The sequence below is a fragment of the Flavobacterium reichenbachii genome (genome assembly GCF_002217435.1).
GTDB classification, from domain to species: Bacteria; Bacteroidota; Bacteroidia; order Flavobacteriales; family Flavobacteriaceae; genus Flavobacterium; species Flavobacterium reichenbachii.
The window spans coordinates 1-17456 of record NZ_MUHF01000038.1 but is presented as its reverse complement, the minus strand read 5'-3'; the positions used below and the strand labels follow the sequence as shown (position 1 = coordinate 17456).

The following is a 17456-nucleotide window of genomic DNA, read 5'->3' as shown; positions in this document are numbered from 1 at the left end:
ATATTTCCCAGAAGCATCACGAACATCATCAAAATAATCCATCGTATTAGTGTAGAATAATTTGGATTCTGAGTCGTATTCTGAAATGGTCTTCAAAAGGGTTTTATTGAAGGCTCCCGAGGTATAATTTAACTCATAACTGCGGACCATATCGCCTTTGTAACGCACTTCTATTTTTCGAAGAAGCTGATTGTTGAGCTGTTTAAAGCCTAATCTTGCAGAAATCTGAACATCCTGTCTATTGGCTTCTCCAAGATCGCCGTTTTTTACAAAAGTGACATTGTAGTTTCCTTTCTCTGATCCAAAACCGGTATAGTATACTTTTTTAAGGTACAGCTCGCCGTCTTTTTTATCATACTCATAAGTAACCGTATTTCCTTTTAAATCTTTCTGCAGGCAGAGTGCCCAGTGGCCTACATTTCCTGAGGCATCCTGAAGCACGGCATTGGAGGCAATTCCGGATTCATTTCCTCCGTAATAGCTTGCCACACCGCTTTTGTCCCTTACCACCCAGTAGTAATTCTTAGGCGATGATCCTTTTCTGATAATCTGCTGAAAAGCGCCTTCTCTTCTCGGATAAAACTGTTTGTCTGCAGTTCTGGAAGTCCATGCTTCTCTGTGCGAATTGGGGATTAACTGTTCTCCTGCAATGCTGTAGGTTTCGGTTTCTTTATTCTCATCATAGCGTGGTGCTCCCCAGCGCGTGTCAAGACTTACCGCAGGCGCTGAAAGATCCCAGCCTGTTCCTGCCCAGCTGTAGCCGCCGTCGCTGTCATACTGAAGGTTGAAAGAAGGCTGCATGCCGCCTCTTCCGTTTGGAATCACGATAGAAAATCCAGTGCTGGCGGTTCCTCTTCCGTTTGCAGAAGGTGGTGCTATAGACTGGATTCCAACAAGCGGACTTGCCGCTTTCAGGTCTTTTATGCTCGTGGGCGTGTAACCTGAGGTTTCCGGTGATTCCGGCATTTTTATAATTCCGGCAATAAAATCGGTAAAGTGTGTTGTCTTTGCCTTAATTATTCCTTGTTTTATGTCTAATGAATCTTTTGAAACTTCCTGCCACAGACGTTTGTTTTCATCAAAATAAAATACATTGATGTCTTTCTCTGTGTAGCCTTCGGGGATGGCTTTTTTATCGAAAGGAAGCGACAGGGTCACTGCTTTTTCGAAAAGGGTTCCGTGGGGAAGCAGTCTAAAACCTGCATTTACGGCTGTAACATTGACCATTGCGGAGTTTAATGGCGCGATGTCTATTTTTCGAAGTCCGCTTACCGATACATTCAGGTTTTCCTTAAGTGCTCCGGCCGGGAAAACAGCAAGGAAATCTTTGTATGCAAGTGTGGATGCAGTCTCAAATTTTATATTTTTTGAGATTTTCTCTCCGGCTCTTTCCAACGCTCTAAAGCTGTCAGCCTTTGCAAAATCTCTGCTTTTTAGGATCTGCTGTGTAATTACTCCTGTTGAGGTTTCTTTGTAAATCGTAACGGACTGGTCGGCACTTAAATCTTTTCGGTCCAGAATCAGCTCAAATTCCGGCTGGCTCACATTAACCGAATGACCGCCTATGGTAAGGGATTTTATATACGAAGAATTAGTTCCTTTTATATAGAGTTTGTTCTCTGACTGAAGCAGGGTATAATGAGTTCCAATATCGGAAGGTTTGTATACAATGCGTACGTTTTTGATTTTATAACTGTTTGATATTCCTTCGGGAGCTGTAAACAATAATACATTATCTCCCTGTCTGATTGATTTTTCTGAAAGCAGTTCAGACTGCGGGGTCCAGTTTTGGTTTGGCGATAAAAACTGGCCTCCTATACTGGCCTGGCTGTTTAAACTTCTTGAAATAGAAGCGGGATGGTCGTAACCATAAAGCTCGTATTCCAGATATGCGCTCTGGTAAACCGAAGGCAGTTCGTTTATAGAGAGATGAAAAACATTATCATAAGCGTCATCGGTGTCTGACTGGTCTTTGATTCCTATAAAACCTTCTTTAATGTCGGCATAAAAGACTTTTGCCGCTTTGACCATTTTTTTTGAAGAAGACTCAGCTGTTGTTTTTGGGGCTGCAGCGGGTTCTTTTTTATCTTCAAAAAATTCGCTCGAAAATTTAGAAACAAGATCGTAGTTTTTAAAATTTACTGCAGACAAAAATGAACTTACTAAAAGTACAAGGATTATAATTTTATTTTTCATACTGTATATTAATCGGCTTTGGGGACCGCTTATATTATATTTTCCAAAAACTTATTTCCGAAAATTAAAAATTCCGGATTTTTATTAGAATGGTTTCTTTGGATATTCACCAAAAAAAATTACTTCACAATAACTTTAAATGTTTTGGTGCCATAATCTGAACTTACTTTTACCAGATACATTCCAGAAGAGGCTTTTATGTCGTCTTCATAAATGTAATTTTCAATCTGAGAAAATTGTTTTTGCTTTATCAGCGTACCATTTGGCGAATACACTACTACTTCAGCATTTGTCTTTTTTGCAAACTGCATTGCAATTGTATAATGTCCGTCTACAGTTGGATTAGGATATAAAATTAAAACACTCGATTCCAGACTTTCTTTTCCGTCACTTGATATCGCAATTTTACTTGATGTTTTACAACCTTCGGCACTTAGTAATCGCAGCTCATAGTTACCCGCTTGGTCTACTAAAATCTTCGGATTATTATCGATAAAATTCCCTTCGTAATACCATTGATATTCGTAATTTCCTTCTGTAAGACCTACACTTGCATCAAGCATTAAGGCATTTCCATCTGTCAATTTGTATTCTGGTTTTAAAGTTGGGAAAGTACCTTGCTTATCGGCTACAAAAACAGTTTCTGAGTATAAATTGCCTTTGGCATCACGAACGATATAATCGTAATTTCCAGAAGAAAGTTTAACACCCGAATTGCTTTTTGCTGTCTGGCTCCATTGTTTTACCACGGCATCGCTTCCTTGTTTTTTAACCGTTACCGTAAAAGGTGCTTCTCCTCCTTCAATAGTATAATTCAACTCACCCGAAGTGCTCAGCGTACAATCTGCCTGAGTAATCCAAACACGGCTGAACATTTGAGGTGCTGTTTTTATTGTAAATCTGGCTGTTCCCTGCTTTTGCTTATCCCAGTCAAAATCTTTTAAGTTTAACTTTTCTTTACTTGAAGTGCTTCCTAATTTGATGTATTGTGAATTTGCTTCGTCATAAGTACCTTTTCCTGAATGGTCTATCAACAGCCAGTAATAGCTGTCCTGAGGAAGTGTTCCCTTAATATATTTAGGATCAAAAGTCCAGTCGAGACTAAGATCTGAAGTACCAGAAAAATCAATCTGCCACTGTCTGTCAATACCTACGGGTTCACCCTGTTCTTGTTTTTTTACCAATAGTGTTTTTCCGTTATCGCTCCAAAACACAAAATAATTATCCGGAATTTTATTGGTTTTGCTTTTAAGTTCCATCGTAAAAAGTCCTTCATCGACCATATTACTGCTCTTTAACTGTAATAGTCCACTTACGTCGTCACGACCCAATGCTGTAATCGAAGACTCAAAACCTTTGTGTTTCTCGATATCCCAAATGGTTTGTCCAGAACTGTTTAAGTAATTTTTGATTTCCAATTGTGACAGCGAAATACCATATTTTACCGCCAAATAGGTGGCCACTTTCTGTGTTTCTACTCCTGATAAAACTCTGTTATAAACCAAAATTTCGCCGATATTCCCGCTGAATTCAGCTGTAGGCAGTTTCTCAAATTTTGATTTAAGACCAATATTTAATATGGATGGTTTTGCAACTGTGTCCGTGATATTCTGCTGAAAAAAGTGAATATTAGCTTTGTGAGGTTTCACTTTCTCGCTGTAGGACTGGTAATTGTATTTTTTAAGATCGGCAAGACGCTTATTTGTTGCTGCCGAAAGTGTTTTTTTGGTATCATCGATTGTCCATAAAAGCTGTTCTTTCAAACTGTCTTTTACTTTATAAACCATAAATACGGTCTGCTTTCTTTTGCTCTCAACGCCAAGTGGCAGGATCAGCGAATCCTTTACAGTATCAAAACTAATACTTGGATTAAAATTAAAAGCGGTTCCTTTCTGAGTATTCAAAGGTATTCTGCCTTCTTTTTTACTGAGATTATCCCAATAATAGGCATCACCAGATGACTTAGATTTGATCCAGAAATCAGGTTCCTGAACATTTCCCGGAAGGATTTTCTGTTGTGAAAAAATTGTACTGCCCGTAAAGATTGATAATAAAATTACCAATAGAAAAATCTTCTTATTCATAGTATTATGATTTTTAAGATGATTACAAATTAAAAGTTACCCAGGTCATCAAAATCAAATGAATACCCGATAATCAAGGAAATGCTGTTAATTTTGTTTTTGTTTTCGCTGTAGCGGTGTCCATTTTCTTCGGTTCTCACAGCATCTGTAAGTCCTAATGAGTAACGTGCGCCTACAGAAAAATTAGAATTGAATTCATAACCAAGCGCAAGCGTTCCGTAGAAATAATTTTTTCCTGTAAAGGATGCCTTCAACACTTTCTCTACATTGGCATCAGGCTCAAAATAAGCTCCAGAATTACCAAAAACTTCTTGAGCATTTGAAGTATATTTTATGTTATCGCTTGCAAGATTAAATCCTATGTATGGTCCTGCGCCAATGTAAAACCCTTCAAACGGATAATATTTAAACTGTGCCCCAACATTGATATAGCTGTAGCCAAAAGTCATTTTGTATTTAAGGCCCTTAATATCTTCATAATTCAAATCTGTACCCTGACCAGAATAAGAAAGTTCAGTTTGAATAGCAACTTTAGCATATGGATATTTCCAATTGATGAAAAAACCGCCGGTTCCTCCAAATTTTCCTTTTTCTTCAAAAGTGTTTCCGTCATAAAGACCTTTTACGACAATCATGTCTGGAAGATTAGATAATGTAGAGTGAATTCCTCCAACAAAAAGACCATAAGTGATTTCTCTGTCGCCTTGTGCAAATAAAGATTTTGTGCTTACTAATAAAAGAAGCAGAATATTTTTTTTCATTTTTTTATTGAAATTACCATTGATGAAAACTATAACCTAAAGAAAAGCAGATCACGCCGCTTTTGTTTTGGTTCTCGATAAATTGAAAAGAAGAGGCGTTACTTTTGACTACATCTTTTACTCCCAAATAATAACGCAGGTCAAAGTGAATGCTCTGATGCAGTTCGTATCCTGCTGCGAAACACACAGAAAAATCATCTGCGCCATCAAGTCCGTCTTTGTAAAACTGTCTTGTGGCCACATCGTACATACCGCCCGCTTCGTTGGAAGTATAACTTACGTTATTAGGAGACAAACTGATGCCATAAAATGCTCCAGCGCCCAGATTTAATCCTTCGTACGGATAAACTTTATACAAAGCTCCAATCTGCAGATAAGAATAATGAAGACCAAGTTCAAACTCTTTCCCGACAGCATCTCTGTAGGTGACTTTCTCGCCTGCTTGTCTAAATAAGATTTCGGGCTGAATAGCAACACGGGTATCATGAAGTTTGAAATTTAAAAAAAAACCACCTTCAAGGCCGTATGCTCCTTTACTTTCCATTACGCTGTTGTCGACAGTATTATCGCGCCCTTTGATGGTTTCAGGAAGACTGCTAATTGTAGAACGAAGACCCCCGAATTTTAATCCGTATGTGATATTTGTCTCGTATTGTGCGTGTACAGAAACGCCAAAAAATAAGCAGAAAATTGATAAGTATTGTATTACTTTCATTCAAAAATTTTCTGCGAATATATGTATTAATATCATATAATAATGCTTGAAATTCGACAAAACGCAAGGATTATTCGTCAAAAAACAAGTTTTTACGTTAAACTGCAAAATCGGCTATAAAATTGAAGATCTTTTATTTTTTACCGCTCAAATACTACAATACTGCAAATCAACAATTTAAAGATATTAAAAAGAATAAGCTTATAAATTTCCTAATTGAAAGTTAATTAGAAATGTATCTTAAAATTAATATTGAAACATGTGTACTATTCAAAAAAAAATTACATTTGGCAACCTAATTTACCATTATTACTATGATCCAGAAAAAAAATTCTATTTATCTACTAGCCTTATTGGCAATGGTGTTCTGTACGCTGCCTGCCTATTCTCAGACTTCTACACCAAAAAAAGAAAACCACTCTAAATTATTTGAAGAAACGACAACTGACAGTGACTATCTCACTGCTATTGAAAAAGCTTCTGCCGCTTTGGAAACTGCTTTTAACGATGCCGATTTTGATGGAGAAACCCGTCATTTGTTTGGAGAAATAAAAAGAACACAAGGCAAACTAGATCTTATTTTAGCAAGTGTAAAAGGTGCAAATCCTAATGTACGAAATCAGCAGATGTATCGTGTTGTGCTAAAGGAGATCGAACAGGATCTGGAAGAACAGAATACTGCAATTAATCTTCGCAATACCAATCTGGAAAAAATTAAAGGACGTCTTATTGAACTCCGCAAGGACAAAACTCTGATGTCGCTTATAAAAGATACTATCCGAAGAAAACAATTCAAAAATGAATTTGCAAACTTGAGAAAGAAGTATTTGAGTACGGATAGCTTAATGACTAAAAATCAAAGCAGATTAAATGATAAAAAACGATTGACTGTGCAGCGTAAGATTGCCGTTTCGAATGCATTGGTGACAGTTGAAAATACACTTGAGAAATCTGGAATCAGTATTCTCAAAAAAGAATATCCTTCTTTGTGGAGCATTAATGACTCGGTTTCAAAAAAAGGAACATCGCAAAACATTAAAGCAAAAATAATTATAGAAGAAAATGTTGCTGCTTATTATTTAAGTTATCGCGCCGGAGGATTAATTACTTTGTGCTTTTTTATGGGATTACTCGCTTGGTACATCTCAAGAAATATAAAATATTTAAGAACTAACGGTCATGTAGAAAATCTTTCGCTTCTTGACTTTAAATATTTAAACAGAGGAATCTTATTACCAGTTGTTGTAATTGGACTTAATATTGCAGTTGTAAGCAATTTGTATGCTCCGGCTTTGTTTTTAGAAATATTACAAATTCTGCTGCTGGGAGCTCTAACTGTTTTATTTAAAAATAAATGGTCTGCAAACTCGTTACGCAACTGGATACTTCTTATCGTTCTTTTCTGTGCGCTATGTTTTCTGGATTTATTTATTGGAGTTGGATTCATTCAAAGATGCGCTTTTATTGTCATTAATATTTTAGGAATACGTTACGGTCTTGTTCAGCTTAAGAGCATCAAAGAAGAATTGTACATTAAAGGCTTTTTTAAATGGGCCAGTATTATTTTTATTGGTTTAAATGGATTATCGATTCTGTACAATATTTTTGGAAGAGTCACACTTTCAAACATGCTGACTCTTACTTCGTTTATATCTCTTACACAAATTGTTGCACTTAGTGTATTATTAAAAATCATTCTAGAAATTATTTTACTGCAAATCTACACGACTCGTGTAAAACGCGGTATTGAGAAAATTTTTGATTACGAAAGCCTTTCTGATACGCTAAAAAAACCTTTCATTATAGTAATCAGTTATATGTGGCTGATTGTGATTACTTCGAATCTAAATATTTGGGAATCATTACGAACTTCCTTAAATGCATTATTAAGCCGTCCAAACACTATAGGAAGCATTACTTTTACTCTCGGAAACATTGTTTTATTTTTTATTATAATCTGGGCAGCGCATTTACTGCAAAATTATGTTGCTTACTTTTTTGGAGAAATTGAAGATGAAAATGAAGAAAACATTAACAAAAGACAGCATTCTAAATTATTAATAACAAGACTTGTAGTTCTTATTGCCGGTTATCTTTTGGCAGTTGCAGCTTCGGGAATGCCATTAGACAAATTAAGTATTTTATTAGGAGCTCTTGGTGTTGGTGTTGGTCTTGGTCTGCAGAATGTGGTAAATAATTTTGTTTCGGGTATAATTCTAATATTTGATAAACCGATTCAGATTGGAGACGTGGTTGAAATTAGCTCAGAATCTGGACGAGTAAAATCTATGGGATTGAGAACTACCAAAATTAATGCGCCAAATGGAGCCGAAATTATTATTCCGAATGGTAATTTATTGTCTCAGAATATTACCAATTGGACATACACTGACAACTTTAAATTAGTCGAAATTAATATCGAAATTACTGGAGAAGTTGATCCTGAAATCATTAATTCAACTATATTAGAAACTCTAAAAGAAATTCAGTTAATAAATAATGACAGAACGCCGCAGATTTTTTACACATCAATTTCTGGTGATAAATTTAAAGTACTGATCAAATTCTGGTGCAGTATTTACCGCACAGAAGAAATCATAAGCAGTGCAAGACAAAGCCTTTATACAAAATTTAAAACTAAAGGACTTAGTTTTTCATCATAATAAGCTATTGTTCTAAAAAGCAAATGCCTTTAAACTATTACGTTTAAAGGCATTTTTTATTTAATTTAAAAATCTAACCAATTAAATATATTGGTTAATGATGTTTTCAAATAATTCTTGCTTACCGCTTTGAAGTGTTAATTCTCCATTTTGGTTTGCAATATCGTATAAGTCTTTAAGGTTTAATTTTCCACTTTCGAAATCTTTTCCTTTTCCAGAATCAAAAGAACTGTATCTTTCTGTTCTTAATTTTTCGTAAGGAGAAGAAGTGATGATTTTATCTGCAGTCAATAAAGCTCTTGCAAAAGTATCTGCTCCGCCAATGTGCGCTAAGAAAACATCTTCTAAATCTGTAGAGTTTCTTCTGATTTTTGCATCAAAATTAACTCCTCCGCCTTGCAGTCCGCCAGCTTTTAAGAAAACCAACATCGCTTCAGTAGTTTCCTGAATGTTGTTTGGGAACTGATCTGTATCCCAACCGTTTTGGTAGTCTCCTCTGTTTGCATCGATACTTCCTAACATTCCCGCCTTAGCAGCCACTTCTAATTCGTGTTGAAAAGTGTGTTGTGCCAATGTTGCATGATTTACCTCAATATTGATTTTGAAATCTTTATCTAAACCATATTCTTTTAAGAATCCAATTGCTGTTGCCGAGTCAAAATCGTATTGGTGTTTTGATGGTTCCATTGGTTTTGGCTCGATAAAGAAAGTTCCTTTAAAACCTTGAGATCTTGCGTAGTCTCTAGACATTGTTAAGAATTGTGCCATGTGATCTAATTCTCTTCCCATATCTGTGTTTAGTAAAGACATATAACCTTCTCTACCTCCCCAGAATACGTAGTTTTCTCCGCCTAAAGCAATCGTTGCATCCAAAGCCAATTTTACTTGTCCTCCTGCTCTTGCAACCACATTAAAATCTGGATTTGTAGCCGCTCCGTTCATAAATCTTGGATTTGAGAAACAGTTTGAAGTTCCCCAAAGCAATTTAATTCCAGACTCTGCTTTTTTCTGTTTTAAATAATCTGTAATAAAAGCTAAACGTTTTTCTGATTCTGCGAAAGTTGCTCCTTCAGCAATCAAATCGTAATCGTGGAAACAGAAATAATCGAATCCCATTTTGCTGATAAATTCAAAAGCAGCATCTGCCTTATCTTTTGCAGCCTGATACGGATCAGAAGATTGGTCCCAAGCAAATTGCTGCGTTCCTGGTCCGAATGGATCGCTTCCTTGTCCGCAGAAGGTGTGCCAATATGCGATAGCGAATTTAAAGTGCTCACGCATCGTTTTTCCAGCTACAATTTGATCTGGATTGTAATATTTAAATGCCAATGGATTATCAGATTCTTTTCCTTCAAATTTAATTTGGCCAATACCTTTGTAGTATTCTTTATCTCCTAAAACTATCATTTGATTTTTTTATTTATTTGTTAATATTAATTCTAATTCTTGTTTCCATTTTTTATAAGCCGTTTCGTAAGGTGCTTTATTGTGTAATGGTAAAAAAGTCATTACATGATCGTTATCACTAACATTAGCACCAAATTTGCTGTAATCACCATCTTTTAAACCAACTGCTCTCGCTGCGCCTACTGCTCCCGTCGTATTGTAAATTTCAATCTCGTGACCAATTAAAGTCGCCACGGTATTAGAGAAAATCTCCGAACGGAAAAGATTATCATTCCCAGCTCTTATGACATTAATCGTTGCATTATCCTCTTTTAAACATTCCATTCCGTATACAAACGAAAAGGCAATTCCTTCCAGAGAAGCTCTGAATAAATGCGCACTATTGTGAATATTTAAATTTAGATTTAAGAAATGAGTTCCAATATTTTTATTGTTGAACATACGTTCAGCACCATTTCCAAACGGAATCACGACAACGCCATCTGAACCCACTTCAACATTTGAAGCTTTTTCATTCATCGCTTCATAACTTTCATTGCCCATATTATTACGAAGCCAACGGTACTGAATTCCTGCTCCGTTAATATTCAACAATTTCCCAACTCTAGGCGTTTCTAACTCGTAGTTTACGTGAACGAAATTGTTTACTCGAGTGCTTTTTCCAGAAGACATTTCGCTTACGGCATAAAACACTCCAGAAGTTCCGCCCGTTGCTGCTACTTCACCAGGATTCAATACATTAAGAGATAATGCATTATTCGGCTGATCTCCCGCTCTGTAAACAATAGGAATTCCTGCCGGAAGTCCAGTTGCTGCCGAAGCTTCTTCTGTAACAATTCCCTGATTTGTAAAATTCTCAACAATTTTAGGTGTCAGCGATTGGTCAATTCCGTAATAATCCAAAAGCCAGTCGGCCACTTTATTTTCTTTATAATCCCAAAGCATTCCTTCAGACAAACCATTTTTGGTTGTTGTTACTTCGCCAGTCAATTTCAAGGCGATGTAATCTCCCGGAAGCATATATTTATCAATTTTATTGTAAACTTCTGGCTCATTTTCTTTTACCCACTTTAATTTAGAAGCGGTAAAATTTCCTGGAGAATTCAATAAATGCTTCATACATTTTTGTTCTCCAATTTCGGCGAAAGCCTTGTTTCCAATTTCAACCGCACGGCTGTCGCACCAGATAATAGAGTTCCGAAGCGCATTTCCGGCTTTACCTACAATTACCAATCCGTGCATTTGATACGAAATACCAATACCTTGAATTTTCGATGCATCAATATTCGCTTCGCGAATAGCTCGTTTGGTTGCCGTACAAATGTGCTGCCACCAGATTTCTGGATCCTGCTCTGCCCAATCTGAATGAAGCGACAAGATTTCCATTTCGTTTTGAGGCTCATTTAAAACAATGATTTTTTTGCCTGTTGCTGCTTCTACCAAGGCTGCCTTGACAGAAGAACTTCCAATATCATATCCGATATAATACATACTTTACAATGATTCTCTTATTATTAAATTTGTCGGCACATAACACTGAGTATCTTCATCATGCGTAATAAATGCCGCTGCTTTGGTTCCTATTTCTTTAAAATCAGTTGATACAACTGAAATTCCTTTGTATATAAATTTTTTCATTGGTGTTTCATTATAAGAAAGAAAACCAACGTCTTTTCCGGGCTCAAGATCATTTGCTTTACATTGTTCCAAAAAGTATCCTAAAATCCTGTCGCTCACACTTATATATGCTATTCCTTTTTCAATTGTGAATTTTTTAGGATCGTTAATAATGCCGTATTCAAAATTATAATCGGCACAAAATTTCTTAAAAAACTCAACTGTTTCTTTAGGATGATTGGTAAAATCCGGATATACAAATTCTATTTTTTTATACTTTTTAAACAAATCTGCAGCCTGCGTTAATGACTCATAAAAGGCATTTCCAAAATCCTGAAAAACGTAATTATTCGTTTTATCTGCCTGAATATTCCAATCAATCAAAAGCAGTTTATCATTTGAAATCGCCGACAATGCAGGCGCTACATCCTGATGATCAAAATTCATTACCACATATTTGTAATATTTTCCAACTCCGTTATTAATGATTGTTTTAAAAACATCAATATTATAATGATGAAACTGTACATCTGTAATTACATTATCCGGCACATTATTGACAAACGAATGGTATAAAACCTCTTTGTATGCTTTGAAAGTATCTAAAACCAAAAGTACTTTCCTCGTTTCTCCTGCAACATAATATCCTTTATTCGGCACAGAATCAATTGCATTTTGCTCTTTTAAAATTGAATATGCCTTAAAAACAGTATCTCTGGAAAGCTGATTTGTTTTACAGATCGCATTTACAGACGGCAGAAGATCTCCTTTTTGCAAGATATTCTCTGCAATTGCATTGGTTATTCCGTCTACCAATTGCTGGTATTTCGGCACATCGCTTTCGTGATTTATTGCAAATACAAATTTATCCTGATTCTCGTTTATCATACTGTTCTGTTCTGGTATGCTAAAGTATACGTTTGTATCCGATAAAAAAAATACTTTTAGCTAAAAAATGTTATGTTTTATAAAAAACTATTTCCCTGAAAATCAATTTAAAATAAAATATCCCTGAATATATCTTCTTTTAAAGTGAAATATATTCAGGGATATTTTAGTTACTTTTCTGACTCTGTCAGTCTTTTTTGTTTTTCTTTTTATCTTTCAGGATTTTACCTTCCTTGGTAAATTCAAGATCAATACTATTGGTTAAATCCACATCAAGATCTTTATGCCCGTAATCAATATGAGTAATTTTTTCATTTGGATGATTTTTTGCCACATAATCTTTTACCGATTGCGGAATAAATGCTGTCGGAATAGGTTTATCTCCTCCATCAACTTCACGATACGATCCGTCTTTCCAAAACTCTACTTCTGTTCCATCTTTCAGTTTTACCTCAAAACCTTTTTCTCCATGTTCAGCATCTTTTTTTGCAACTTCAATTGTAGTATTACTAAAATGTTTTTTCAGAAAATCTTGTGCCGGCTGAGGCAGTTCTCTTACTTCTATTTTCTTTTGTGCGCTAGCCGATATTGCTGCTATTAACAATGTTAAGGCTAAAAATATTCTCTTTTTCATAATTTCAATTTTTAAGTATAGTATTACTAATTTACTGTAAGAAAAAATATTTTCAAATTTATTTAAGAAATTTTTAGACTTTTAATCTCCCATAATCAATTGATTTACAAAGTTTTTAAGTTTAAAATTATATCACAACTTCAATTAAAAATAGTAGTTTTCGACCCTATATTTTAAATTGTTTTATAGTATTTTTATCCTCCTTCTTAAAATTGGCTGGATCTTATAAATCCCAAATTTACAAGAACTTAAAAACAACATTACCTTTAATTAGAGTAAAAACTAACTATATGGCACTCTGGTTTAGAAAACCTTATTTACTAATTTTCATTTTTTTATCTTTTGGTCTGAAGGCACAGATTGAAAATAAAAAAAGAATACCTGTTACTGCAAATTCCTTAGAAATAAAAGGGGATAAGAATATTCTGTTACTTTATGATTTATACAATAAAGGAGAAGAAAAAAAAGCATACAAAAAAGCACATTTTATTCTAAAATCGGGTTCAAATAATCGATCTTCAGCACGTGCAAACCTTCTTTTGGCTTACTATTTTAACAAAAGAGCAATAATTGATTCTTCTATTTATTACACCAATCAGGCTTTAAAATTTAATACGGTTGTAAATGATTCTTTAAAAAACCGCCTTTTTTCTCTTGGTTATAATCTTCTGGCTATTAATTATAAGAAAAGAGGTTTATTGAATGAAAGTAAAAAATGGCATCTAAAAGGTATTGAAGTTTCGCAAAAATACAATGAGACAAACCTGTATTACACACACATTCACGGTTTAGCATTGGCATACAGCGAATTGGGTGATTATCAGAATGCATTAAAACTATTCAAACAATGTCTTGATTATAAAGATGATAATGAAATTATTCTCGGAAGCTGTATTAATCTGGGAGATATTTATTCGAGATTAAAAGACTATGAGAGTGCAAATATTTTTTATAAAAAAGGAAAAATTCTCTGCGAAAAAACAAATAATAATCAAGGAAAAGCAATTATTTTATTGGGACTTGGTGAAAATTATCAGCTTCTGAACAAACAACACGAAGCATTAAAGATGTTTCAAGAAGCTTCATTAATTGCAGATAAAAACGAACTGAATCAATTATCTATTACAGCAAGAAGTAGTATTGGAGACATTTACATTTCGTTAAAAAAATACAACGAAGCCAAAGTGATTTTTTCTGAAGCACTTCAAAAATCGATTCATTTTGGACTGCTTCAAAACCAGAATTATATTTACGATGAATTGAAAAAAATTGCTATTCAGCAGGACGATTTTAAAAGTGCGTATTCTTTTTTTGAAAAATCAACTCAAATCAAAGATTCTATTAATAAACTTCAGAAAATAAAGGAGATCAACGAACTTGAAATTAAGTATAAAACAGCGCAAAAGCAAAAGGAAATTGAAACTTTACAATTTGAAAATGAAGCTAAAAAACTAACATTGGATAATCAGGAAGAAGCGATTAAAAACATGCTTCTTCAGGAGGAAATTTCAAAGAAAAATAGTGAAAATGCCATTTTAGCTTTTCAGAATTCATCTAATAAGAAACGAAATGAAATTTCACTTCTAAAGAAAGACCAGCAGTTTAAAGACTTGGAAATCAATCAGCAAAAGAAAACCAAAATGTATACAATTATCGGTTTTTTAATTCTTTTGATTCCGATAATTGGTCTTCTTTTTCAATATTACAAACGTTTGAATTTTCAAAAGCTTGTAAATGCTAAACAAGTTGAAATTAATCAGCAGGAAATTGAAGGAATTTTAAAAGAGCAGGAATTAGAATTAATTAAAGCTTCTATAAGCGGCCAAGATAATGAAAGGGAACGCATTTCACAGGAACTGCACGACAGTATTGGGGGTAATTTGGCTGCTATAAAACTGCAGCTGAATCATTTAAATTCTTCCAATTTTTCTAATATTCAAAAAATCAGCCTGCAATTGGACGAGACTTACGAGCAGGTTCGAAGTTTATCCCATACACTTCTTCCTAAAAAATTCAGCCAAAATAAATTTCTGGAAGTTTTAGAATCTTATTTAAAAAACATCAGCCAGGCGAGTAAAATTAAAATTGCACTTCTTCCTTATCCAAAAAATGAAATTAATGATTTGAACGAAGAAATTCAAATTGAGATTTTTAAAATTATTCAGGAACTTTTGACTAATACAATTAAACATGCCAAAGCTTCTGAAGTAGAAATTCAGCTGAATCATATTGAAAACAGTATGAATGTGTTGTTTGAAGATAAAGGAATCGGTTTTGAAACAGAAAAATATACAAAAGGAATTGGTTTTATTAATTTAGAAACCCGAATTACTAAACTAAATGGCTCTTTTCTAATTGATTCGAAAATAGATCGAGGAACAATTATTAATATTGAAATCCCAGTGCTATTTACAAAATCGGAAAAAAAACTAAAAAGTGTTGATTTAAAAAATCAGCTTGACAAATTAAAAAGTAACTAATCTATTTGTTTGATGAATACAATAAACCTACTTATTGCCGACGATCACACAATGTTCCTGCAGGGAATTATTTCGTTATTGGACAAAGAATCAAATATTAAAATTGTCGACAAAGCTGTAAATGGAAACGAGGCATTAGAGATCATTAAAAAAGGTGAGGTTGATTTTATTATTCTGGACATTAGCATGCCTGAAATGGATGGAATTGAATTGAGTAAAATTCTTAAAAAACAGCATCCAAATGTCAAAATACTAATTGTGACCACGCACAGTAATGTCATGGTTATTTCACGCTTAATACGAATTGGTGTAAACGGGTATTTGTTGAAAAATGCAGCGAAAGAAGAGCTTCTAAAAGCGATTAATATAATTGCTACGGGACAAAATTATTTTACTGAAGAATTGGAAGAAAAATATATTTCGAACAGTTCAAAAATCGAAAAGCAGGTTTCTAACCTAACCGAATTAAGTTCTCGCGAAAAAGAAATTCTGGTATTAATTGCAAACGAATATAATACGGCTGAAATTGCCGAAAAAACATTTATCAGCCTGAATACTGTAAATACACACCGTCGAAATTTATTATCTAAACTCAATGCAAAAAATACTGCCGGTCTGGTAAAATATGCAGTTGAGAATGGTTTAGTAGATTAATCTATTAAAAATCGCGTCCTGCCTGAAAATTTGAAATGATTTTTTATGACATTATTCACCATGATAACATAATATATCCACTAATTCTAATGGGCAAAATTATTTATAAAAGTTAATTTGTATTTTTATAAAAACTAAACAAATTGAATTATGCGATACTTTTTAATATTGATTGTATTTATACTCACCATATCATGTAAAAATGAAACAAAATCAGCAGTATTCTCCAATTACTTTACTTATAAAACCAACGATCCTTTCGAAGCTGCCGGAGTAAAAATGATTCCTATAAAAACACCTATAGGAGAATTTAAAGTTTGGACAAAACGATTTGGTAACAATCCTAAAATAAAAATACTCCTTTTACATGGCGGACCAGCCATGACACATGAGTATATGGAATGTTTTGAAACATTTTTTCAACGTGAACAATTTGAATTTTATGAATACGACCAATTAGGATCTTACTACAGTGATCAGCCTACAGACAGCATCTTATGGACAATTGATCGTTTTGTAGATGAAGTAGAACAAGTTAGAAAAGCAATTGGAGGAAATAAAGATAATTTTTATGTATTAGGTAATTCTTGGGGAGGCATACTTGCAATGGAATATGCCTTGAAACATCAGCAAAATCTAAAAGGGTTAATTGTAGCAAATATGGTTGCAAGCGCACCAGAATATGGGAAATATGCCGATGAGGTTTTAGCAAAACAAATGAAGCCGGAAACTTTATCAGAAATTAGAGCATTAGAGGCAAAAAAGGATTTTTCAAATCCGCGATATATGGAATTGTTAATTCCAAATTTCTACAATCAGCATTTATGTCGATTAAAGGAATGGCCCGATGGTTTAAAAAGAGCAAGTAAACATGTAAATTCAGAAATTTATACCTTAATGCAAGGTCCAAGTGAATTTGGAATTAGTGGAAGACTAGCTAAATGGGATATTAAACAAAGACTGCATGAGCTCAAAATTCCAACACTAATGATTGGTGCCAAATACGATACTATGGATCCAAAAGCTATGGAAGAGCAAAGCAAACTAGTTCAGAGAGGACAATATCTTTACTGTCCAAACGGAAGTCATTTAGCCATGTGGGATGATCAAAAAATATTTATGAACGGGGTAATTAAATTTATACATGAAGTTGACGAAAATGTCTTTTAAACTTCAACTTTGCAAAAATATAATTACACCTATACATTCTAATAAATTTGATTTTGGACTTTCGTTAAATTTGGATTAAGAACACAACCTGCGATAAGTAATTAACCAGATATTGTAAAAAACTATAGAGTGCAAGTTTCAGTACAATAGAGATGTTCATGTTCCCGCAAAAGGATGCCGCTCCCAT

General features: G+C 34.2%; 12 protein-coding genes. 4 read left to right on the top strand and 8 right to left on the bottom strand.

Annotated features, from left to right (window positions below; translation table 11 throughout):
* The 4 genes from B0A68_RS23610 to B0A68_RS23595 form a co-directional block, all read right to left on the bottom strand.
* The coding region (locus B0A68_RS23610; protein WP_317044663.1) for a SpvB/TcaC N-terminal domain-containing protein at positions 1-2196 on the bottom strand (2196 nt) is incomplete at its 3' end.
* Between the two features lie 119 nt (positions 2197-2315).
* The gene (locus tag B0A68_RS23605) at positions 2316-4280 is read right to left on the bottom strand and encodes a T9SS type A sorting domain-containing protein (protein WP_035690363.1); all 1965 of its coding nucleotides are present in this window, start codon (positions 4278-4280) and stop codon (positions 2316-2318) included.
* A gap of 29 nt (positions 4281-4309) precedes the next feature.
* On the bottom strand, positions 4310-5041 hold the full coding sequence (locus tag B0A68_RS23600) for an outer membrane beta-barrel protein (RefSeq protein ID WP_089069799.1): 732 nt from the start codon (positions 5039-5041) through the stop codon (positions 4310-4312).
* Positions 5042-5054: 13 nt separating this feature from the next.
* Positions 5055-5756: an outer membrane beta-barrel protein gene (locus B0A68_RS23595; protein ID WP_051893023.1), complete on the bottom strand. Its 702-nt coding sequence runs from the start codon at positions 5754-5756 to the stop codon at positions 5055-5057.
* A 314-nt stretch (positions 5757-6070) separates the two neighbouring features.
* Between B0A68_RS23595 and B0A68_RS23590 the strand changes: the two genes are divergently transcribed.
* Positions 6071-8419, top strand: coding sequence for a mechanosensitive ion channel family protein (locus B0A68_RS23590; protein WP_035690366.1), 2349 nt, complete (start codon positions 6071-6073; stop codon positions 8417-8419).
* An 81-nt stretch (positions 8420-8500) separates the two neighbouring features.
* Here the strand turns inward: B0A68_RS23590 and xylA are convergent, their stop codons facing one another.
* The 4 genes from xylA to B0A68_RS23570 all read right to left on the bottom strand — a co-directional run bounded on the left by xylA (position 8501) and on the right by B0A68_RS23570 (position 12965).
* A complete protein-coding gene (gene xylA, locus B0A68_RS23585) occupies positions 8501-9826 on the bottom strand; it encodes a xylose isomerase (RefSeq protein WP_035690367.1) in 1326 nt (441 codons plus the stop codon).
* 9 nt (positions 9827-9835) lie between these two features.
* Positions 9836-11317 (bottom strand): xylulokinase, encoded by a 1482-nt coding sequence (locus tag B0A68_RS23580; RefSeq protein ID WP_035690369.1) that lies wholly within the window; start codon positions 11315-11317, stop codon positions 9836-9838.
* A 3-nt stretch (positions 11318-11320) separates the two neighbouring features.
* On the bottom strand, positions 11321-12331 hold the full coding sequence (locus tag B0A68_RS23575; RefSeq protein WP_035690371.1) for a GntR family transcriptional regulator: 1011 nt from the start codon (positions 12329-12331) through the stop codon (positions 11321-11323).
* A gap of 187 nt (positions 12332-12518) precedes the next feature.
* Complete coding sequence (locus tag B0A68_RS23570) at positions 12519-12965, bottom strand: PepSY-like domain-containing protein (protein WP_035690372.1); 447 nt, start codon at positions 12963-12965, stop codon at positions 12519-12521.
* A 290-nt stretch (positions 12966-13255) separates the two neighbouring features.
* Here B0A68_RS23570 and B0A68_RS23565 point away from each other — a divergent pair, with 290 nt between their 5' ends.
* The 3 genes from B0A68_RS23565 to B0A68_RS23555 all read left to right on the top strand — a co-directional run bounded on the left by B0A68_RS23565 (position 13256) and on the right by B0A68_RS23555 (position 17269).
* Positions 13256-15445, top strand: a complete 2190-nt coding sequence (locus B0A68_RS23565; RefSeq protein WP_035690375.1) for a tetratricopeptide repeat-containing sensor histidine kinase — start codon at positions 13256-13258, stop codon at positions 15443-15445.
* A gap of 12 nt (positions 15446-15457) precedes the next feature.
* On the top strand, positions 15458-16099 hold the full coding sequence (locus B0A68_RS23560) for a response regulator (RefSeq protein WP_035690376.1): 642 nt from the start codon (positions 15458-15460) through the stop codon (positions 16097-16099).
* Between the two features lie 150 nt (positions 16100-16249).
* Entirely contained in the window at positions 16250-17269 is a 1020-nt protein-coding gene (locus B0A68_RS23555; RefSeq protein WP_035690378.1) for a proline iminopeptidase-family hydrolase, read from the top strand.
* The last annotated feature ends 187 nt before the right edge of the window (positions 17270-17456 follow it).